Annotated in this window: 23 protein-coding genes; 11 read left to right on the forward strand and 12 right to left on the reverse strand. The window is 44.1% G+C overall.

The genetic code is table 11. The features are described 5' to 3' along the window. The first annotated feature begins 10 nt into the window (after window positions 1-10). From DW677_RS07930 to DW677_RS07945, 4 genes are all read left to right on the forward strand, one after another. Complete coding sequence (locus DW677_RS07930) at window positions 11-478, forward strand: chemotaxis protein CheW (protein ID WP_117505533.1); 468 nt, start codon at window positions 11-13, stop codon at window positions 476-478. Window positions 479-591: 113 nt separating this feature from the next. Beyond that, window positions 592-1404: a protein-glutamate O-methyltransferase CheR gene (locus tag DW677_RS07935; RefSeq protein WP_015553176.1), complete on the forward strand. Its 813-nt coding sequence runs from the start codon at window positions 592-594 to the stop codon at window positions 1402-1404. A gap of 51 nt (window positions 1405-1455) precedes the next feature. Beyond that, entirely contained in the window at window positions 1456-2544 is a 1089-nt protein-coding gene (locus DW677_RS07940; protein ID WP_347472264.1) for a chemotaxis response regulator protein-glutamate methylesterase, read from the forward strand. Between the two features lie 24 nt (window positions 2545-2568). After that, a complete protein-coding gene (locus DW677_RS07945) occupies window positions 2569-3558 on the forward strand; it encodes a C39 family peptidase (RefSeq protein ID WP_117551767.1) in 990 nt (329 codons plus the stop codon). Here the strand turns inward: DW677_RS07945 and DW677_RS07950 are convergent. The 8 genes from DW677_RS07950 to DW677_RS07985 all read right to left on the reverse strand — a co-directional run bounded on the left by DW677_RS07950 (window position 3495) and on the right by DW677_RS07985 (window position 12249). Beyond that, window positions 3495-4823 carry a glycosyltransferase gene (locus tag DW677_RS07950; RefSeq protein WP_117566843.1) on the reverse strand — a complete coding sequence of 443 codons (1329 nt, stop codon included), beginning with the start codon at window positions 4821-4823 and terminating at the stop codon, window positions 3495-3497. The genes DW677_RS07945 and DW677_RS07950 overlap by 64 nt on opposite strands. A 235-nt stretch (window positions 4824-5058) precedes the next feature. Next, window positions 5059-5883 carry a flagellin gene (locus DW677_RS07955; RefSeq protein ID WP_117566844.1) on the reverse strand — a complete coding sequence of 275 codons (825 nt, stop codon included), beginning with the start codon at window positions 5881-5883 and terminating at the stop codon, window positions 5059-5061. 164 nt (window positions 5884-6047) lie between these two features. After that, a complete protein-coding gene (locus tag DW677_RS07960) occupies window positions 6048-6914 on the reverse strand; it encodes a flagellin (protein WP_117566846.1) in 867 nt (288 codons plus the stop codon). Window positions 6915-7063: 149 nt separating this feature from the next. Next, complete coding sequence (locus DW677_RS07965) at window positions 7064-7858, reverse strand: lytic transglycosylase domain-containing protein (RefSeq protein ID WP_117566848.1); 795 nt, start codon at window positions 7856-7858, stop codon at window positions 7064-7066. 5 nt (window positions 7859-7863) lie between these two features. Continuing rightward, window positions 7864-9030, reverse strand: coding sequence for an N-acetylmuramoyl-L-alanine amidase family protein (locus tag DW677_RS07970; RefSeq protein ID WP_242992130.1), 1167 nt, complete (start codon window positions 9028-9030; stop codon window positions 7864-7866). A 112-nt stretch (window positions 9031-9142) separates the two neighbouring features. Next, window positions 9143-10555 carry an N-acetylmuramoyl-L-alanine amidase family protein gene (locus DW677_RS07975; RefSeq protein ID WP_117566849.1) on the reverse strand — a complete coding sequence of 471 codons (1413 nt, stop codon included), beginning with the start codon at window positions 10553-10555 and terminating at the stop codon, window positions 9143-9145. Beyond that, window positions 10530-10841, reverse strand: coding sequence for an EscU/YscU/HrcU family type III secretion system export apparatus switch protein (locus tag DW677_RS07980; RefSeq protein WP_015553167.1), 312 nt, complete (start codon window positions 10839-10841; stop codon window positions 10530-10532). The genes DW677_RS07975 and DW677_RS07980 overlap by 26 nt, the downstream gene beginning before the upstream one ends. Continuing rightward, window positions 10828-12249 carry a hypothetical protein gene (locus DW677_RS07985; protein ID WP_117566851.1) on the reverse strand — a complete coding sequence of 474 codons (1422 nt, stop codon included), beginning with the start codon at window positions 12247-12249 and terminating at the stop codon, window positions 10828-10830. The genes DW677_RS07980 and DW677_RS07985 overlap by 14 nt, the downstream gene beginning before the upstream one ends. A gap of 258 nt (window positions 12250-12507) precedes the next feature. On the opposite strand from DW677_RS07985, the gene DW677_RS07990 reads away from it, so the two are divergent. The 7 genes from DW677_RS07990 (at window position 12508) to DW677_RS08020 (ending at window position 17422) form a co-directional block, all read left to right on the forward strand. Then, a complete protein-coding gene (locus DW677_RS07990; protein WP_117566853.1) occupies window positions 12508-12819 on the forward strand; it encodes a flagellar biosynthesis anti-sigma factor FlgM in 312 nt (103 codons plus the stop codon). Next, complete coding sequence (gene flgN, locus DW677_RS07995; RefSeq protein WP_015553164.1) at window positions 12816-13244, forward strand: flagellar export chaperone FlgN; 429 nt, start codon at window positions 12816-12818, stop codon at window positions 13242-13244. The genes DW677_RS07990 and flgN overlap by 4 nt, the downstream gene beginning before the upstream one ends. Window positions 13245-13295: 51 nt before the next feature. Then, window positions 13296-14972 carry a flagellar hook-associated protein FlgK gene (flgK, locus tag DW677_RS08000; RefSeq protein ID WP_117566855.1) on the forward strand — a complete coding sequence of 559 codons (1677 nt, stop codon included), beginning with the start codon at window positions 13296-13298 and terminating at the stop codon, window positions 14970-14972. Window positions 14973-14994: 22 nt separating this feature from the next. After that, the gene (locus DW677_RS08005; RefSeq protein ID WP_117566856.1) at window positions 14995-16116 is read left to right on the forward strand and encodes a flagellin; all 1122 of its coding nucleotides are present in this window, start codon (window positions 14995-14997) and stop codon (window positions 16114-16116) included. Window positions 16117-16189: 73 nt separating this feature from the next. Further along, entirely contained in the window at window positions 16190-16681 is a 492-nt protein-coding gene (locus tag DW677_RS08010; protein WP_117483981.1) for a hypothetical protein, read from the forward strand. A 28-nt stretch (window positions 16682-16709) separates the two neighbouring features. Next, on the forward strand, window positions 16710-17183 hold the full coding sequence (locus DW677_RS08015) for a flagellar assembly protein FliW (protein WP_015553160.1): 474 nt from the start codon (window positions 16710-16712) through the stop codon (window positions 17181-17183). A 2-nt stretch (window positions 17184-17185) separates the two neighbouring features. After that, window positions 17186-17422 (forward strand): carbon storage regulator, encoded by a 237-nt coding sequence (locus DW677_RS08020; protein ID WP_117483982.1) that lies wholly within the window; start codon window positions 17186-17188, stop codon window positions 17420-17422. Between the two features lie 49 nt (window positions 17423-17471). Here the strand turns inward: DW677_RS08020 and DW677_RS08025 are convergent, their stop codons facing one another. The 4 genes from DW677_RS08025 to fliD are packed head-to-tail and all read right to left on the reverse strand — an operon-like array spanning window position 17472 to window position 21831. Continuing rightward, entirely contained in the window at window positions 17472-18563 is a 1092-nt protein-coding gene (locus DW677_RS08025; RefSeq protein WP_117566858.1) for a nucleotidyltransferase family protein, read from the reverse strand. Window positions 18564-18569: 6 nt separating this feature from the next. Beyond that, window positions 18570-18974, reverse strand: coding sequence for a hypothetical protein (locus DW677_RS08030; protein ID WP_117551781.1), 405 nt, complete (start codon window positions 18972-18974; stop codon window positions 18570-18572). A 10-nt stretch (window positions 18975-18984) separates the two neighbouring features. After that, on the reverse strand, window positions 18985-19392 hold the full coding sequence (locus DW677_RS08035; RefSeq protein ID WP_015553155.1) for a flagellar export chaperone FliS: 408 nt from the start codon (window positions 19390-19392) through the stop codon (window positions 18985-18987). A 15-nt stretch (window positions 19393-19407) separates the two neighbouring features. Then, a complete protein-coding gene (gene fliD / locus DW677_RS08040) occupies window positions 19408-21831 on the reverse strand; it encodes a flagellar filament capping protein FliD (RefSeq protein ID WP_117566860.1) in 2424 nt (807 codons plus the stop codon). Window positions 21832-21864 lie beyond the last annotated feature (33 nt).

Raw genomic sequence — 21864 nt, forward strand, 5'->3', positions numbered from 1 at the left:
AGGTTTTAAAATGGCTGAAGTAACAGAAACAAATATCCGGACAGACGTACCGGCTGAAAACCAGTCCGTTGAACGCTGTCTTACCTTTGAGTCGGGAGACATGACTCTGTTTTTAAGTATCAATAACGTAACGGAGATCATCAATGACTGTGCGATCACTCATCTTCCACTGGTACCTGATTATATTAAGGGAATCATCAATCTGCGTGGTCAGATCCTTCCGGTAGTAGATATACGGCTCTATATGGGCAAGCCTGCTTTGGAATATAACAGTAAGACCTGCTTTATCGTTTTAAATGTAGACGATCTTCCTGTATGCATCGTTGTGGATTCTGTGCAGCAGGTGATCGATATTGATCTTCAGGATGTACGTCCGATCCCTATCAAACGCAGACAGAAGCTGTTAGATGGTATGATCACACTTGAAAATGGGACTGTGCTTATGTCTTTTGACTGCAAGTCCCTGGTCAGCTCTTAATGTACTCCCGGAATCTTTTTGTACTTGATTTTGCGAGAAGATTTTTTGTCAGCCGCAAAGGCAGGTGCAGGAAAGACTCCGAGAGTACATCCGATTCCTAAGGAGGTCATACAATGCTTACATTAAGTGACGGGGATTTTAACCGTCTTTACACTTATATCCAACAGCACTATGGTATCAATCTGAGCCACAAAAAACAGCTGATCACCAGCCGTCTTACTAATATGCTGCAGCAGAAAGGGTTTCATAGTTTTACAGAATACATAGATGAGATCATCTCAGGTAAAGATCCTGAGATGGTTTCTGTTATGTTAAACAAGCTGACTACCAACTATACCTATTTTATGCGGGAAAAAGAACATTTTGACTTTCTCCAGAAGCAGATTCTTCCTGAGCTTGCAAACAAGCATTCCCGGGACCGTTCTATTGCGATCTGGAGTGCCGGCTGCTCCTCCGGTGAAGAACCTTATAACATTTCTATGTATCTGAAAGAATATTTTTCCGCTATTCCCGGAAGCTGGGATACCCGTATCCTTGCTACGGACATTTCCCAGCGTGTTCTGGATTCTGCCATGGATCCCAGATATTCCCTTGAAAGCTTAAAAGAGCTTCCGCCTTCCTGGCAGGAACGCTATTTTGTTCCCATAGGAGATAAAACCTATACTGTTTCAGATGCTTTAAGGAAAAATGTGATCTTTCGTTCCTTTAACCTGATGGATCCCATCCATTTCCGCAAAAAGTTTGACCTGATCTTCTGCAGAAACGTGATGATCTATTTTGACCGTCCTACGAAGGCGGCACTGGTAAGGCGCTTTTATGATGCTACCGCTCCGGGAGGCTACTTATTTATCGGACATTCTGAAAGCCTGGATAAGGAAAGCTGCCCGTTTTCCTATATTGAACCGGCTATTTACCGAAAGATCTGATCCCGTAGGTTATCTCATACGTTGTTACAGCTATCTTATTAAGGAGGCATTATGATCATGGATCATAAATTAAAATTAATGGTGGTGGATGATTCACCCTTGTTCCGCACCTGGCTGATCCATTCTCTCTCTGAGGATGACCGCTTCCAGGTTGTAGGATATGCAGTAAATGCCCTTGACGCCCAGGAAAAGATCCCGCTGCTGCAGCCGGATATGCTTACCCTGGATATTGAAATGCCGGGAATGTCAGGCATTGATTTTTTAAAGCAGCTGCTTCCCGTCCACCCTATCCCGGTGATCCTGGTATCTTCCCTGAACCTGAGGGTTTTTGATGCCCTGGAAGCCGGAGCTGTGGATTTTGTACGGAAACCGGATGAAACCAATGGACTGTCTAAAGAGATCTTTCTTTCTATGCTCCGTTCCAAACTCATGGTAGCGGCTGCTTCCCACGTACACCTTCCTTCTGCTCCTGCAGACCCTCAGGCAGGTGGTATCCGCAAGGTTTCTTCTTTACCTCCTGCCAGAAATACTTTCCTGCAGAAACCAAAGATTCCTCTGGGTGCTTCCCCTGAAACCGTGATCGCTATCGGGGCATCTACCGGAGGTACAGAAGCCATTCTCGAGGTAGTAAAGAATTTTCCTGCAGATACTCCCGGAGTTGTGATCACCCAGCACATGCCTGCCGGTTTTACAGCCATGTATGCAGAGCGCTTAAACAGGATCTGCAAAATGGAAGTACGGGAGGCGAAAAACGGGGACCGGATCCGCAAAGGTCTCATGCTTTTAGCTCCCGGAGGTCTGCAGATGCGTGTGGTACCTCTTGGAAACTCCTATGCAGTCAGTGTACAGGAAGGAGAAAAGGTAAACGGACACAGACCTTCCGTGGATGTGCTTTTTGACTCAGTTGCATTACATGTGCGGGAACACGCCATCGGCGTTCTTCTCACAGGAATGGGAGCAGATGGAGCTGCCGGTCTTTTGCGCATGCGCAAAAACGGCGCCTATACTATCGGACAGGACAAGAACAGCTGTGTTGTATACGGCATGCCTATGGAGGCACATAAGATTGGCGCTGTATGCCAGCAGTGTCCTTTAAATACCATTGGTCAGACTGTCCTGGCCCGTGTATCCCTTCGTTAACGGATAAGAAATAAATGGATAAAAATGAAAGATAGAACTTTAAAGAATCAAAAAAAACAGATAAATAAAACCTTGAAACAGTTCCAACTTGCGAAAACGATGATCCAGCTTTCCATTACCGGTACAGTTTCGGTGATCACTGCCAGCCTGAGCTTTTATTTTTGCCCAGGCTTTTCTTCCCAGATCATAAAAGACGCACGATCCGCTATTTCCTTTGTACAGACTGCCAGTGGCCAGAAATTTCATGAACTGGAAGACTTTCTTAAAAAGCAGACCCAGCCAGAACCAAAAATCCAAAAACAAACAGAGCTTTCAGAGGATACTTCCAGGACACAGGGGATCCCAGATACATCTTCTGTGACTGCAAATACATCTCCTGTGATCCTTGGAAAAGCAGAAAACCTGCATATGGAGGCAAAGCCGGGATCAGATGGCAATTCTTATGATGCTGCCATCCTGGATACCAGTATGGGACCGATGTACTACTATAATCAGGGAGATACCCGCTGGAGCAGTTATCTCTACGGCGGTTCAGATCCCATGCAGCAGTATGGATGTGGTCCTACTGCTGCAGCCATGCTCATCTCCAGCTTCACAAATGACGGAGAAGCCATTACCCCGGTAACGATCGCAGACTGGTCTTCTGCCAATGGCTATTATGCCCCCCAGAGCGGCTCCTATCACAGTCTGATCCCATCTGTCCTTACTGCATATGGCTTTCAGGTAGAATCTGTAACAGACCACTCGCCCCAAAACGCAGCTTCCCTTCTTTCTTCCGGTCATATCCTGGTCGCCCTTATGGGTAAGGGAAGCCTGACGCAAAACGGTCACTTTGTCCTGATCACAAAGCTCCTTCCTGACGGAAATGTTTCTATCGCAGATCCTAACAGCTTTGCTAACAGCACCTGTGAATGGGAGCTTCCTCTTCTCATGGGAGAGTTGAAAAAAGTCTATGACAGCGGTGCCCCGCTCTGGGCCGTTTCCATGGCTGCATCAAACTCTTCCCTCTCCTGAGGAAGGAGGATTCCCCTGAACATCCGCTCCAGATCCTTTCTGCCCATTGCCATAGCCACCCGCAGAAGGATCACCTTGTCTTTTATATCAGAATAATCATAAATCTTCCCTAAAAACTGGACTACCTCTTCTGCGCTGACATTGCTCTCTGCAAAACAGTTGATCAGAGTCAGCAGCGCATTCATATCTTTGTGGTCAGTATTCAGTACGATCACACAATAGCGGACCGCTTTCTGGTAATCTCCCAGCTTTCTGCAGCCTTCTCCCAGACACTCATACATCTGGATCAGCATGGAGGTGGTAATGATCCCCCTGTTCACTGTTCCATAGGTTTCCAGCTTTGCTATAGCCAGTTCATACATCTGTACTGCTTTTTCATATTGCCCCTTTCTCCAGTACCAGTCCCCCATAACACAGTCAAAATCAGGCTCTTTCGGAAGCTTTTCCACTGCCTCTTTATAAATAGCTTCCACCTCGGCTTCCGGTGCGTTCAGGCACTGGGAGACCCTTAACAGGTTTGTATAGGTATAAGAACTTCGCTGATCATATACCCCCAGTTTTTCCGGCATGGCTGCCACCGCCTTTTTGTATGCATCCCTTGCTTCTTCATTTTTTCCGTCTGAAGAATAGGTATCTCCCAGATATCCAAGATAATCACAGTTTTCAGGCTCCTGCTTCAGGATCTCCAGGATGATGTTCAGATTTCTTTCAAATTTGGACTTATCCTTCTTCTCCTGTTCCTGGTAACCGGTATGGAGGAAAGCCAGCTGCTTTGTAGCATCGGTCAGATGCAGTCCGGATTCTCCTTTTCTGACCAGGTGTTCATGTATTTTTCCTACATAGCGCAGCTCCGGCCGGTTTACAAAGAATCGGATCATGGTGCCGCCGCTTGTGATATGGTTGTTTTCATCCAGATCTACGATCCCTGTAAGAAGGCCGTCTACATCGTCTCCCACATATTCCAATATCTCCGGAATCTTCGCTGCATCCTCCGGAGTAAAGCTTTCATCTGCATCAAGAAAGGCGATCCAGTCTCCTTTTGCCTGGTCAATGGCAAAATTTTTGGCAGCAGCAAAATCATTGATCCATGGAAAGAAAAATATCTTTGCCCCCATTTCCCTGGCAATCTCCACAGTACGGTCACTGCTTCCTGTATCTACTACGATCTGTTCACACATGATATCCTTCCCCCAGGAAAGGGCGCGGCGGATATTTTTTTCTTCATTTTTCACGATCATACACTGTGATATGGTTTTTTTCATCATCTGTTACCTTCTTTTTAAGTTCTAAAGGACATATTGTAACTGTTCAGTAGGTCTGCGCACTTGCTGCGCTGACCGTAAGAAAACATAGGCTGGAAGGCAAAAATCCCATCAGCGAAGCTGATCTGGAATGGATTTTTGCACGTAACTATGAAGGTACTGAATAGTTACGACATATTTAAAAAAAGAGGATCTGCGCAAAGCAGATCCCCTAAAAGATGCAGAATCAATTTCAAGATTACTGCAGCATGCTTAATACACCCTGAGGCATAGCGTTGGACTGGGAAAGCATAGACTGAGCAGCCTGTAAAAGAATGTTGTTCTTTGTATAAGCTGTGATCTCATCTGCCATATCTGTATCACGGATACGGCTTTCCGCAGAGGTAATGTTCTCAGAAGTAACCTTCAGGTTGTTTACCGTATGCTCCAGACGGTTCTGGGCAGCACCAAGGGTTGCACGGTAAGTAGATACTGTGTCAATTGCAGCATCTATAGATTTCATTGCCTTGAATGCATTAGTTGTGGTATCTACATCAACTTTGTCAAGCTTTAATGCGTCAGCTGTCATAATCTGCTGTCCAACGGTCATTGCATTGGTCTTATCTGCAGTAGCACCGATAAAGAAGGTAAGTGCCTGATTTGCTGCTTTAGGACTTAAAGGTTTCTCACCATTGAACTCTGTCGTCGTAGCGATACGGGTGATTTCCTTGTTCAGTGCATCAATCTCAGCCTTGATGTTTTTTCTTGCAGTTTCGGTATAAGTACCGTTTGCTGCCTGGGTAGACAGAGTCTTCATACGCTGAAGCATGGAGTGGGTCTCTGTCATAGCACCTTCTGCTGTCTGGATCAGACCGATCGCATCGTTTGCGTTGTTTACAGCCTGGTTTAAACCATTGATCTGGGAACGCATGGTCTCGGAAATAGCCAGACCTGCTGCGTCATCGCCTGCACGGTTGATCTTGTAACCGGAAGACAGCTTCTCTAAGTTTTTGCTCAGTGCACTCTGGTTGGTACTTAAGTTTCTGTAAGAATTGATCGCTGCAATATTATGCTGAATTACCATAATGAATTCCTCCTTTTATAAAAGAAAATATGGCAGTGGACTCCTTTCCTCTGTCTTCTACTGTCCCAAGGGCCCTTTCTGGAACAGCAGAATTTTCTTTCTATATATATATATCGTCTTATGTTAAAAAAACATAAGCCTGTTTTTCATTATTTCTTTCATTTTTATTTTAAAAGTTCAAGTATGGTCTGAGGGAGATTATTTGCATTTGTAAGCATCATATTAGAGGACTGTAGGACGATGTTACTGCTGGTGTATTTTGTGATCTCCTCTGCCATATTGGTATCACGGATCTGGCTTTCTGCCGCCTGCATGTTTTCACTTGTAACGCTTAAATTATTGTGGGTGTGATCCAGATGCATATAAGCAGCTCCAAAGGATGCCCTGACTTTAGAAACAGCCTCTATCGCGTTTTCAATGTATCCCACAGATTCTTGTCCCTTTTTTACATCGGAAAAATCTGTCTGATCCAGCTGTAGTTCCTTGCTTCCTATATAATAGCGTTCTACATCCAGAACTTCTCCAGCCTGAGTAGAACCGCCGATCTGGAGCGGGATCGTATCGTCCAGCACTGGCGGCTGCCAGCCCTGTGTATTTGTATTTGTATTGGCATCTGCCCTGGAAAACAGGGAGATTTCTCCAAATTTAGTGGTAGAACCAATCCTGTCAATCTCCTCAAGGATCTGGTTTTTTTCCATGTTCAAGGTTTCCCTGTTGGATTGATCGTAAGTTCCATTTGCGGATTTTAAAGCCAGAGTCTTCAGTCTCTGGAGCATGGAATGGACCTCTGTCAAAGCGCCATCTCCTACATTGGTAAGTCCGATGCCGTCATCAATGTTTCTCATCGCCTGGTTCAGGCTGTTGATCCTGCTGCGCATACCTTCCGAGATCGCCAGTCCAGCTGCATCATCTCCCGCACGGACGATCCGAAAGCCGGAAGACAGCTTTTCAAGGGACTTTTTCAGCTTTCCTGTTTCGATCCCCTGATTTCTGGCAGCATTTATGGATGCTATGTTATTCTGCACCTGCATGATGTTTCACCTTCCTTTGTATCTTCTATGAATATCATCAAATAACCATTTGTTTTTATTATCGGCAAAATGCCTTATTTTATTGATACCAGGGTCAAAAGGCCGAAATTGCGGGAGTGCAAAGCGCGCGGCAATCCGATATCTGTCTGTCAGATCAGCGTACCCGTATCCTTACCCATATTCATCATCATCTGAAGACGGAGGATCTGCACCATATTAGACCAGTCTTCCCCGGAAAGGTTCTCTCCCTTTCCTGCTGCCAGAAGTGTACCAAGGCTGCCGGTGCCGGAAAGACCTGTATTTCCCGCAAAGCTGCCTAAAAGACTGCCTGCTGTCAGACTGCTTCCTGTAAGGCCACTTCCTATAAGGCTGCTCACTGCTGTACTGCCGGATGTTTTCCCATATGTTCCGGTACTCACCGTACGTCCTGCCAGGATCGTATTGTTTCCCGTATAATCCGCCATGATCTTTTTTACATAATTCTGGGTTTCTTTATATGGTGGGATGCCTCCGTATTTGGTCACACTGTTCGGACCTGCGTTATAAGCTGCCAGTGCAAGGCTTACGTCTCCTCCGAACCGGTCCAGATTTTGTTTTAAGTATTTTGCCCCTCCAAGGATATTTTGTCTGGCATTGTAAGGATCGCTTACTCCAAGAGAACGGGCTGTTCCCGGCATCAGCTGCATCACGCCCATAGCCCCTGCTTTGGATACAGCCTTTGGATTAAACCCTGACTCTGCCTTTGCCACCGCCCTGAGAAGTTTAGAAGGGATCTGATATAAAGCAGAAGCTTCTTCGAAAATAGAATCCATATCTTCTTTTATGGCATTCAGCCCATTTTTCAGTATCCCCTGAAATTCCTGGACCGGTGTTGTCTTCTGTGTCTGATCCGCTGCCTGTGCAGCCAACTTTCCCCCATCTCCTGTTATCGGTGCTAAACTCATATTTCTTACTCCTTTCGGCCTGCGCCGTCTGCTCCAAGGTACCAGCCGTCCTGAGAACGGTTTACTGCCATAGATCCATCGTTATTTAGATAATACCAGATATTTTTATCATACAGCCAGCCGATCTTCATATCCCCATCCGGGTTTAAGTAATACCATTTTCCGTTTCCTGTGTTCACCCAGCCGGTCTTCATACTTCCATCAGGGTTTAAATAATACCATTTTCCGTTTCCTGTGTTCACCCAGCCGGTCTTCATACTTCCATCAGGGTTTAAATAATACCATTTTCCGTTTCCTGTGTTCACCCAGCCGGTCTTCATATATCCATTTCCGTCGAAATAATACCATTTTCCACCATACAAGAACCACCCCCTGGTACGGTTTCCTTCAGCGTTAAAGTAGTACCATATACCTCCCACCAGCTTCCAGGTATTAACTGCCAGAGTCCCATCCGGCATAACAAAGTTGTCTCCCTTTAGAGAACCTGCTACGCCTGGACCAGTACTGCAGCTCTGGGAAGTTGCTGCATGTTCTTTCTCCTCTTCCGCACTGTCATCTATATCCTGTTCCTGTGATGTAACAAATTCCCCTTCTTTTAAGTATTTTTTCTGTTCTGCCGTAACCGGGACCGCTTTTACCTGATAATAGTAGATCTTGTCCGGATCTGTCATGTACTCCTTTAAGCTGACAGAGTTACTTGTAACTGTCATCCGTTTCACCACTTTATCATTTCCATATAAAGTCAGGGTATAGCCCGGAGCATAGTCTACCTTCTTCCACACTGCCTTTTCTGAGTCATGTGAACTCCAGCCTGCTAAAGCTGTGTCACCCAGAACAGTGACCGGCGTATAGTTCACTTTTACCTGCATGGAGGTATTATCCAGGGCTTTCGCCGATACAAAATCAGCCCCGGTCACACGGCATTTGGATCGTCCAAGGGACACAGGGAAATACTTTCCCTGTGCAGCATCCACAGTGATCTCCATCCGTACCTTTTTACCAGGTTTCCAGTTTTCATATTCTGTTTTGTAATAAATATCCCCAATGGATACCCCTGATCCGCTGATGGTGATCTGGGGCTGTGGTATTTCCTCCGGATCTCCAAAAGTGGTGTCAAATTTAATACTCATGGTCTCGATGATGCTGCTCTCTGCCCCATAAGCTGTATCCATATGAAAGATTCCCCCTGGCACAGACTGTAAACTTCCTGTGCTAAGCAGCAGTCCTGTTCCGGCACAAAGGAGTATTTTTCTGATCATTTTCATTTCCATTCCTCACATATCTTTACCTGTACCAGATCCCGTCCCCATTAACATAAAATCCATTGATATACTGGTTTTTTGCCATTTCACCTGAATCCGGCCAAAAATAATACCAATTCCCGTCAACCTGATACCAGCCGGCAGCCATAACTCCGTCAGCATCCAGGAAATAAGTTTTCCCTTCCCGGATCAGCCAGCCGGTAAACATGACTCCCTGAAGGCTGTTGTCAAGTGTGTTTAAGTAATACCAGGAACCATTCTGTTCCAGCCAGCCGGTATATAAGGAGCCGTCTTCCCTGAAAAAGTAATAATCCGCCCCTATGATCTTCCAGCCTCCATAAGCCATGGTTCCCTGTGTATGCCCATTTTCCGTTAATGGCCAGAAGTAATACCACTGTCCATTGATCTTTGCCCATCCGGTTGCCATTTCCCCGGTACCATACAGGTAATACCAGTCATTTGCCATCTTCTGCCAGCCGGTGAGCATCGTGCCATTGACATCAAAATAATACCAGTATCCGTTGACCGACTGCCATGTACCCCGGCATATAGAGCCATCCGGAAATCTGTAATTCCATATATTGCCTTTTTTTACCCAGCCTACTTTATCTGTGGTTCCGCGCTTTGCAGAAGGATTTTTTGATTGCTGTCCTTTACCATCTGATACATACCGGTCTGTAATGGAAAGCTCCCCGGATTCTATCCATTCGCTTTTTCCACCATATTTTTTTTGGGAATCCGTTCCCGGTACTGTGCGTACCTTAAAGGTATACTCTCCTGTTTTTGTCATATATGGATAAAAATTATACTGAACCGCACTGGTCTGGGAGACGCTGTAAACTTTCGTTTTTCCTCTGTAAAGCTGCACTTCGTAATAACCGGATGTGTTATCCGGCTTTTCCCATTTAGCCTGTCCCAGGCTTTTTTCATTCCACCAGGCATCTTCCGGAGCAGCATAGTCTCCTTTGATCCCTTTTACCCGCAGGGTAACTACCAGTTCATCTCCATCTCGTCTGGCAGACACAAATGTGCCCCCACTGATCTTTACATTCGCTTTTTTATAGCTGGAAACAAAATAATCTTCACTGACATCTTCCGGTTCCAGGGTGACTTTCATCTGAGGCTCTTCAGCAGCTTTCAGTTCATTGGAGCTTTTATCCGTCCATTCGGCCTCGGAAACGCTGTATTTACCTCCACTTGCATCTACTGCCACTTCTCCATCTGAAACCGTGGTCGTTTGCAGTTTTATATCCGGAAGCTTGCTGCCTACTTCCAGCTTGGATGTAACACGGATATTTACTGTTTTAATCTCTTTTGCTGCTGCAAAAGCATCTATCTTTCCCCATTGGAACAGCAAGACTCCCGAAAGAAGGAGCAGAAACATTTCCCGTCCGTGTCTGGATCTTCTGTCAGGTATTTTCGACTTTTTCTTCATTTTCTTTTTCCTCCGGTGACGGCACATATCCTAAAAAGTAAATATAGATCTCTATGATCGCCTGATATAATTCTTCCGGCACAGCCGCTCCCAGCTGTAATCTGCTTAAAAGAGTTGCAAGAGAATCATCCTCATAAACCGGAACCCCTGACTTTCTGGCTGCTTCCGTGATCTTTTCTGCCATATATCCCATTCCGGAAGCAACGATTACCGGGGCAGTGTCCTTTTCCGGCGAATATTGAAGCGCAACTGCCTTTTGCTCTAATAACCGCTCAAACGCTGACATTAATACCATTCTCCTTTTTTCTTATCTTTGGAAAAACATCCAGCAGACGGTAATGAGCTTTCCGTTCCTGCACCTGCATCATTTTCACGCGCATCCCGTTTCTGGTACATATTTCCTGAAGCTTTGCCTGTATCTCTCCGGCTCCGGCAGAAAGATTTTTAGGAACTCCCAGCTCCATGGATATTTTATGATCCTGGAGATCTGCCAGAAGCTGGAAATCTCCCAATCCCCTGATCTCAAAGTCCACCAGAAGGCGTATTTTCCTGCCTCCATCTTTTTCTTCTTCTTTTTTCTCTGCATCCGGATCGATCCAAAATTCAGATACTGCCTCTTTTCCCTGATATTGAAAAGGAAGGACAAAATGATTCACAGACATATATACGCTTTCGTTTACCAGCATCCCTCGCATCAGCTGATAAAAATCCTGTACATGTTCCAGCCCGGCTTCTCCTTTGGCCCCTCTTTCCACAAGTGAGCCAAAAATATCTCCATAAATATTTCCTTTTTTTCCTTTTGAACCGGTAAGTACAGCATACAGTTCTTCAGGCTCTGTTTCAAAAAAACGTTTAAAATCCCTATTAGCTGCCATTTGTTCAAAAAGGCTTCTGAGAAGGGTGCTGCTTCCGTTTTCATAACGTGCCCCATAAAGGATCAGCTGGATCACGCTGCTTCTTACATTGCCATAATCATGAGTACGGGAAATATATCTTGAAAGAAAGGGGACCAGCTTCTGAAACAGAACCTGGGAATTTTCCTTCGTTTCCCCATTTTCTGCCTTCCAGTCCAGCTGATCCAGAATTGATGCGTATTCCTGTCTTGCAGAGGTGTAAAGCATTCCTTTTATTTCATCTGCCAGTTCCTGCATCTGTTCTAAAAGATGCTCACCGCTGGAATAATTGTTGAATACCTGAAGGAATTTGAGGGCTGTTTCCTGCAGGCCTCTGTTTCCTTCCTGCTGCAAAAGAGTTCTCAGGTTTTCAAAGAAAGTACCGGAAAATTTAGTCTGTCCCTGCATTTTTAAAAAATCCAGCAGCTGGCCAGAATCTTCAAAACTGGCAGAATCCAGCAGCTGCTGCACCATTTTACCCAGACCTTCATCACCTTTAGCGATAAAGGCTCCATCCCGGAACAGGATCCGGCCCAGGGAATCCTTTATTTCATTTTCCTGCCCCAGCTTCTGAAGAAAGTCCGTATAATTTCCATTATAATTGCGAACGCTGAAGCCACTTTCATTTTCCTGGTCACCAGCGGTACCGCTTTTCTGTCCATCTGCCCGCACTACACGGGATGGGTCAGAAGGATTCTGGATCTGGGAACTGTTCAGGGCGCTTTGCTGCTCCTGGCCTGTATGGACATTTCTATTATCTATATATGTAGAAGGATCTGTTACCTGTAATATATTAGACATGTTTTATCCCTTTTCTTTTTGATTCTATATATTATGATGTTGGGGTCAAAAGATTTTGACCCCTCTGATACCGAATTACCCTGCATGCTTCCATATGTATATTTAATCGGCGTTTTCCCGTTTTTTATAATTATTATTTTTCTTATATTTTCAAGAAAAAAGGCGATAATTTACATAGATATAGATTCAGTAAGCATGTGAAAATCACAGGATACTTTTGTGGTCCTGCCGTTTTATTTTAAGGTGAGGAGTAATTGTATGAAAATTCAAAATTTTATCCAGGAGCAAATACACATGGAACATGTATCAATGAGACAAAGCAATATTGCTTTGTCTGATAATATTTCTGCAAAACCAGCTGATCTTGACCGAGCCAGTTTTGAATACACCGAAGGTATTTCGGCTGATGAAACACTTTTCGCACGCTCTCTGGCCCACAGCATTACAGAAGATGTCTGCCGCGAGAAAGGCGTTTCCGTTGAAAAGGCTGCCCAACTGAAAAAACAGGTTGAGGAAGGAACCTACGAACCGGATCCCATGGCCATTGCAAGGGCCATGTATAATCTATGAGGGCGCCTGAAAGCCTGATCCCGGTATTAGAACAGCTGTGTACTGTATTAGAACAGCTATGCCGGGTTGAGGCTGATAAACTAACCGTTGTTTCAGCTGATCATCCTGACCAGCTGGAATCTCTTTTAAATGATGAAAACATGCTTTTACTGCAGCTGCGCGGACTAGATAAAAAACGAAGTGATCTTCTTCGCAGGTCGGGTCTTGAGGGGCTTACTTTCCGCCAGATTTTGATGCAGGAGGACAGCGAGGAGGCTGTGGCACTTCTCTCTCCGATCTTGGAACGTTTATCCAGCCAGGCTGAAAAGCTGAAAAAGATAAAAGGCGGCACAGACCGTCTGATCCGGATCCGCATGAAACAGTTAGAACAGCGCCTTTCCGGTGCGAAGCAGAGCGATCCTCATGTTTATGACAAATATGTCTGATAAAACTGTGGGGACTGCAGGATACTTATATTTTGGAGGTAATAATATTTTATGGTAAGAGCAACTTTTTCCGGTTTTAATACCGCTCTGTCCGCTCTCCAGGCCAACCAGAAACGTCTGGATATTACAGGACAGAATTTGTCAAATATGAATACTGCCGGATATACCAGGCAGCAGTTAGAGGCATCCAGCCTTAATTATACGAATCCTGTTTCCCATTATTCTAATGGGAATGAAACTGCAGTAGGCTTTGGGGTAAGCATGGACCGGGTCTCACAGATCAGAGATCCTTATCTGGATATCCAATACCGCAGCCAGTCTGCTGACTGCAGCTATACCAATCGTTTACAGACTGCCCTTAATTCTCTGTCAAAGGTACTGGACGAAACAACCATTTCCGGCATCCGCCAGGCATTTGATAATATCCAGTCTACCCTTACAAGCATGCAGGATCCTGCAAAGGTATCCGATCCCATCTATGAAAGTGAGCTGCGAACTAAAATGCAGTCTGTATGTAATCTTTTTAACCAGGCATCCAGACAGATCACACAGGCCGAACAGAATGAATTTCAAAGGCTCACAGGGGAAGGCAGCAGTGAACAGGGCGATGTACAGAAGATCAATGACATCCTCCGCCAGATCGGCGACCTGAACGTGCAGATCAAACGTAACCAGGTTGCCGGTCATCCTTCCCTGGAACTCCAGGATGAACGAAATCTTCTTCTGGATGAGCTTTCCGGTTATATTCCTGTTGAAACAAGATATTACAAGGATGATGCCCATTCCGGGAATAACGCCTATGACTATGATGCAAATGGTGCTGTGATCGGCAAGAAGGATTGGCCTGATGACCTGGAAGTGAGCATGAATTATATTGATGCCCAGGGAAAGAGCCAGAAGCTGATCCTGGTAAACGGATCTGACCTTGGTGCTGACGGTCTCACAAAAAACTACGGTCAGTTAAGTATGTTAAAAGGCGATCACCAGACAGCTGCTTCTGTTTCTGATCCTGCAAACATTTCCATCAAGTTTGAAAAAGCCCCCAGCTATCAAGGGAATGGACCGGCAGCTACCAATGATGTATACGCAGAGTTAAAAGGGATCCATTTTGAAGGCGGCTCTCTTCAGGCAAGCCTGGATATGCTCCAGAAAACAGGTACCGGCAATGTGATAAATGGATCTACTGCTGTGGATGATGTCCGTGGATACCAGTATTACTCAGGAAAACTGGATCAGTTAGCTGACACTTTCGCAAAATCCATGAATGCCAGCAACAATGGCAACAACCACAAGGATCAGAATCTTTTATCTAATTCCACCGATGACTCAACAAATGGTATAACAGCCGGAAATATCGGTATCAGCAAAGGCTGGACCAGTGGAACGATCCATATTTCTACAGACGGCACCAACCGCACAGATACAATCCTTGATATGATCGCAGCTATGAAGGATACCAAGAAATTGAACGGGAAAACATTTGCTGATTATATGAATAACCTTTCCACCCAGCTGGCATCTGATTCCAGCTCCAACCAGACTGCATTAAAGACGGGCACAACTGTTTTAAACAGTATCCAGGACTCCAGAGACTCTCTTTCCGGTGTCAGCCTGGATGAAGAAGCAACCAATATGATGGCCTACGTTTCAGCCTATAATGCTGCTTCCCGTCTGATGACTGCCCTTGATGAAGTGTTGAATACCCTGATCAGTAATACTGGTGCATAAATATAAGGAGGATTAATAAATTATGAGAGTTGTACGTTCATCTGTTTACCGCAGGTATACTTCTTCTTTAAATGATCTTCAAAGCAATCTGAACAAAAGCATGAACAAGGTTTCTACCGGCGCTGCTTATGAAACAGCTGCTGATAATCCTCTTGCTTATTATCAGGGAAAGAAAATGGATCATTTATATCAGGATGCAAAGAGTAAAAGTTCTATTTTAGGTGATATTAAAAACCGTCTGTACCAACAGGAGCAGGGCGCAAGGGATATCCAGAAAACTTTAAGCAACAGTAAGACTTCCATGCAGTATGTGCTGGATTCCTCCCATAACAGCTCAAAAACTTCTGTCCAGACAAAAAGAGATGCTCTTCTTCAGGATGTGCAGAGCATGGTCAGCAATCTGAACAGCCAGTATCAGGATTTCTATGTTTATGGAGGAAATGATATTACAACAGCTCCGTTTTCTTTAAGCGGAGATGGAAAAACCCTTACTTATACCCATAAGTATTCAGACGGTACCACAAAGACGGTCAATATGACCATGGCTTATGACAAAAATAACAATACTTACAGTTATCATTTAAGCGATGATGACCTGAACAACCTTGTGACAGCTATGAGAGAACAAGGCCGGGTAGATATCGGTTATGGCGATATTTCCAACCGCCAGTCTCTTTTAGATACCTATACCGGAGGACTGAATATGCTTACGGGGCTTACTTCAGATTCCTTAAATGCCATGTCTGATGCGGATGCAAAGGATGCGGTCAAAGCTGCCCTGGAAACAACTCCTGTGGCACTTCTGAGCCGTTCGGTTATGGCCTGTGATAATTATATCAATGATACTACGACCGTTGATCAATTTACAGATACTATGGGCAGTGTACTTAAAGATGCAGCTAATACAGAGCATACCATCAGCACCATTTACAGCGACCTTGGCAATAAATATTCCCTGGTAGAAACTACAAAAACCCGTCTTGATACTTTAAGCGACAACCTGACAGAGGAATACAAAGACATTCTCGGAGCTGATCCTTATGAGGCCATTACAGAAATGTTCTCTTACCAGTACTCCTATTCTGCTGCTTTAAAAATGGGGTCAAACCTGATGCAGTCATCTCTTTTTGATTTTATAAAATGATATCGGTACATTGTTTACAAAAAACAAGCAAAAAATAATTTTCTATTTTCAGGTCTGAAGAAGGTGAAAATGTATGAAACCTGTGATTGAAGCAAATTTTAAACCTTTTGAATCTGTCCGTTTCCGTCAAAATGCCAGTCTGGTTTCAAAGGACCAGCTGGCAGCAAGACAGCATCAGGCGATTTCCCAATACCGCCTGAAAGTACGTCAGGCTCAAAATTACGGGATCAGTTCTCCGGAAAGCATGACCTGTATCCAGGATATCAGACAAGCTTTTAATCTCCGGGATACTGTCCAAAGAGTACATGGCACAGCAAACGTCTCTGGATCAGGAAACAGCTTTTGTGATCCATTTTCTGGCAGCCCTGACAATAATGGGCTGTATACCCTTCAGAGAGGTGAATTTGAATTTCGTGTGGCATCTGGCAATCTGGAATACGTACCAGCCCTGGAAATGACCATCATAACCTCTTATCCAAAAGTAGAGTTTGTGTATACCGGCACCCCCAATTATGTTCCACCAAAAAAAGAGCCGGATTCCCCTGCTCTTAATGTTACCATATAAAAACTGACCCCCGGAGGCTTATGCAATCATGAAGATTGATACAAAATATTACGGCGAAATTGATTATACAAAAGATGAACTGGTTGTATTTCCAGATGGTTTATTTGGTTTTTCCCAGTACCATGACTATCTTCCCCTCTCTATGGAGGAAGATGACAGTTCCCTGCTGATATTGCAGTCTGTAGACGAACCTTATGTAGCCTTTTTTCTCATCGATGCAGCAGCACTCTTTCCTTCTTATTCACCGGTTCTTCTACCAGAAGAATTATCCTTTCTGGAAGTAAATTCCAGTGATGAATTATCCTATTATGTCATATGTGCTGTAAAGAAGGATTATCTGGATGGAACCGTCAACTTGAAATGTCCTCTTGCCATTAATCCGGATACCCGCAAAGGAATCCAGGTGATCTTATCCAACGCTGACTATGATTACCGCCATACCTTACGTTCTCTTCTTGGTAAAGAGATAAAGGAACAGGACACTAAAAAAGGAGATAAATAGCCATGCTGATACTGAAACGTAAAAAAAATGACAGTATCCTGATCGGGAATGACATACGCATCACTGTACTTGACTGCGACAATGGATCTGTCAGCCTGGCTATAAATGCCCCGAAGCATATTTCTATTTTGCGGGAAGAATTGACAGAAGCAGAACGCAGCAACCTGGATGCCTTATTATCTGATACAGATTCACTGCGCTCTATTGAAAAAGGACTGAATTCTTATATGAAGAAATAGACCATAAGCTTAATGACCCGCAAACGGGTGAATACTGATAAAATGACTCTTATCTGCTATACAAAATATCATATAGCTCTTTCAGCTGCCGGCGTACGAGAGAAAAAAACTCTCTCAGACGCCGGTAAAATAATGCTCTTTTTTCCATGCGGTTTTCCCGCTCTTCTTCTTTTAATATGTCTGATCTAAGATCCAGCGCCTGTTCATCTGTTTCCGGCCCAAATTTCCCTGTCATGCCGTAGAATACATTTTTCTCCAGTATATCAAATACCTGGAGTTCTTCTTCCTCTGTCTCCATGCTGGCACATTCTTCCCGTGTTCCAAACCACATATAGCTTAAATGCAGAAGCTTCTGCGCCAGTATATTTACTTTAAATTCCTTTAGCCGGTTCTCAAGCTCCTGAAACTGGTCTTCTTCTGCTGCTTTTCTGTAAAATACATATAAGTCTGTCAGATGGCGTATCTGCAGATGTCCTGTTACATATAGGTAAGCAGACTGGATCATCAGATAGACTAGCTGGTCTATGGCATTCCATTCATAAATGTAGTCACCATTTTCTTTCAGGAAAGCACGCTGGAGCAGCTTTTCCATCCCCCTCTGGTATACCTGGGTTTTAAAAGGAAAGGTATGATAGATCTCCACAGAAAAGCGACCTGGTATACGCATCTTTTCACCCACTCCCGGATAGAGAGTATCCGTTTCGTAGCCTATATTGACCAGATAGCCTTTTGCAAAAAGATAATCTTCCGGGTCAAGAAAAAAAAGCTTCAGAGAGCTTTCCCCTGCCATTTCCTCCCTTGGATACAGCTGTCTGCGGCTGCTGGAGGAAAGGACGAGTACCGGGATTTTTTTTAATTCCAGAAGGACCAGTATCTCCCGTTCTCCTTCTGTGCAGCTTTCGTTGAATTTCAGAATATCGCTGTAGCGCTCATAAAAGCGTGTTTTCCACCGTTCCGGCATTTTTTCATTATTTCCAAGGATTGCAAGATAGATCAGGTTTGAAATTTTGTTATAATCTGCAACCCGGAACAGCCTTTCCCAGTCCAGATTTCCATGAAGCGGCTTTAAATCATCCTGGCGCATAACAGATGCAGCCATATTTACCAGTATGCGGCCTTCATAAAAGTTTTGATTTTCCATTTAACTTCACCTGTTTTTTGATATTCTTCTGTTAAGTCCCCCATCGATCCTGCGTATCTTATCTAAAAGCTTTTCTGTGCGGCAACGCAGATCCTCAATACGCTTCTCCAGCATTTTTTCGCGCTCTGTCTTTCCTTTAAAACAGCTTTTTACATTCATTAATGGACCTTTAGCCAGATCTCGTAGATACCGGTCCCGAAGGCTGTTTCCCGCAGTCTGCAGGATGATCTGTTCTTCACAGTCTGCATGGCGCTGCAGCTGTTCTCCCCTCATATCTAAAAGAAGAGAAGCGGAGACTGTGTCGCCGCGCTCCACTGCCTCCGCCAGTTCTTCCGTCAGACTACAAACTTCTCTTAATATATTATATCTCCTTTGAAGATATATCAAAATTGTTTCCAAGTCTGCGCTCATATATTCTCCTTTAACCGAAAACACTTCGTTCTCTCACAATATGCTGATCGCCGGAAATCTTTCCTGCCTGGTTAAATGCATCTCTTAATTCAGAAAGTATGTGGCTGATCCTTGGAATCTCTTCTGCCCTGCGTTCCCTTCCTGCTTTAACACGGCTGATATCATAGATCAGGTACTCATAGATACGTTTCAGATCCTTGCTGATGGGATACTGCATATCCAGTATCTGTATTAAATACCGGACGATCCGTCCTGTTCTTTCGAGACATTCTTCAAAAGTCTCATATTTTTTATCCTCAAGTGCGATCTGTGCCATTTTCAGACGCTTCACTGCTTCGTCATACAATAAAAGCAACAACTCCAGATTGCTCATAGAATAGATCGTACTTTCCTTGTACTGCTTAAACTTTTCGTACATGCTTCCTTACCCCCATCAGCCACCTAACTGTGACAGGTAGCTGGACTGTGAATTCATCTGATTGATCAGCCTTTCCATCTGCGTAAACTGGCTGATATAACGGTCCTGCTCAGTTGACAGCTGGGACTGCAGGTTTGTGATGGTTTCCTGCATATCCTTTAATTCTTTATAAATACTGTTGTTAGTCAGAGTCAGGCTTAGTTTTTCAGATCCTGCCTCTTCAATAAGCACACCATAGGAATTTCCATTCCTGCTTGCATATCTGGTGGCATAAGTAGAAAGAGTACTGTCTATGGTGTTTACAATACCATGCGTGCCTGTGAACAGGTCTGATACCTTTTCCGGATCACTGTTCATGGCAGTTTTAAACTTTTCTTCATCAAATACGATCTTTCCACCTGCTGTGTAATCATCTGAGAAGGAAATTCCGATCTTTTCAAGATCGTCATAAGAAACACCGTTTATCATCATTGAAGAGAAAATGCCCTGGGTAGCATTATCCAGGTCTTTTAAAGCGCTGCTGTTGTACAGAATACCCTCTTTTGCCTTATCCTCCCAGTTTTTAATGGAGGTTTCATTCATTTCATTTTTCTGGTCATCTGTCAGAGGCTTATAATTACTGTCCGGCTTGGTTGTTGCCTGGGTGCGGACCTCATCGATCATGGCATTATAAGCTTCAATGAATTTCTTTACAGTCTCTGTCACCTTTTCTGTATCTGCTGATGCAGTAAAGCTGACGCCGCCTTCTGCTGTTGCAGAGCCTGTATTAAATGTATTCGTGGCTCTAATATCCAGACCGTCAATGGAGAAGGTATTGCTGCTGCTGGTAATGGTGGTCTGTACCCCATTATAGAGAATACTCATCTCACCATCTGTGCCATCTGTGCTAACCCCGCCGAAAATGAGATTTGCTGCATCAGTAGTATCTTTTGGATCTGCACCAAGGGTGATCTTACGGCCCTCACCTTTTTCATTGGAAGAAAGAACAAATTTATTTTCACTGCCCAGATAGATGGCAGTTACTCCCGCATCTTTATTATTATTGATCGCAGTAAGCAGTCCGTCTACTGTGGTATCTGCAGTGATATTATCTATTTTTGCACCATTGACTGTAAAGTTTTTTAATGCGTCGTTTAATTCCTCTTTTGTATTGTATTTTCCCAGTCCCAGTTTGACCCTGTTCTCCCACAGGCTGCTTCCTGTACTGATCTTATTTGACTGGGTAGATGTGATACCCAGGGCATTCTGGAGTTCCTTTGAGTCTGCGGATATCTGTAATGTCTGTTTGTTGTCTGTTGCAGTAAACGTCAGGCTGCCATTTTGACCCTCACCTACAGTAACCTTTCCTGAACCGAAGGCTTTATCCAACTTATTCTGTAAGCTATCCTTAAAAGCTTTAAAATCTTTTATCTCTTCCTTATCGCCGATCAGTTCAATATTCTTTGTCTGTCCGCCATAAGAAACAGAGATTGATTTTCCCTTAAGATAGCCGGAAAGGGGCTGCTTTGTTATAGCTGCAGCCTCAAATGAAGATGTATGGTCGTTAAATTCCTTAAGTGAAATGCCGTTATCTATTTCATCCTGATTCATGTTGCCGGAATTAAAGCCAAGACTCTTTAAAGCAGATGATGTTCCCCTGATCACATAGCTTTTTCCTTTATCGGTAATACTGTCTGTCTGACTGATCTGGATCTGATCACCATTCAGTGTAAATTTAATGCCGCTCTTTCCATCTTTTCCGAGAAATCCCTGGGAATCAAGGGCTTCATTCAGCTGTTCTACTATCTTGTCAGAACTAGCCGTATAATCAATGGTAACTGTCTCTGTTTTTCCATTGTCCAGCTTTTTTTCATAACTGGTGGGGAACGTAAAGGTTGCTTCCGTTGTAAACTGCTTATCTGTAATACTGTAGGTTCCAAATGTCAGCTTCGTTCCGGAAAGATTGGAGGTCTTTACTTCTTTATTTTCAAAATCAGACGCGCTGATGCCGCCTAAGGTAATAGCTGAATCTTTTTCATTTTCTGTTTTCTTTTCGCCAGAGATCAATGTGGCAGATGTTGCTAATTTGTTTACTCCCAGAACTGATACTCTGGATGCAGTGTCTGCGTTTCCTGTCGCTGATATATATTTTGTATAGTCAGGATCCCCCTGTACACTGACCTGGTTTTTTGCAAAGAAATCACTGTTTTTTAAGCTCTTTGTTGCTGAATAGCTAAGGTAATTGTCCTGAAGATCTATGATCTTATTGCTGATAGAACGATATGCATCCCGCTTCCATTCCAGTTTTGTCATAGCCTGCTTCTTGGCTGTGATCTTGGATGTTGTTCTTGCTGTCATCTGTTCGATCAGTGCATCCCTGTCAATACCGGAAGCTAAACCGCCAAATCCTCTTAAAGCTGTATTTCCAAGACTGCTGCTTGTTCTTGATACACTTGACATATCTGCTGCTCCTTTCAGTCATGTGATGTCGCG

This window comes from Clostridium sp. AM25-23AC (assembly GCF_003435125.1).
Lineage (GTDB): Bacteria > Bacillota > Clostridia > Lachnospirales > Lachnospiraceae > Pilosibacter > Pilosibacter fragilis.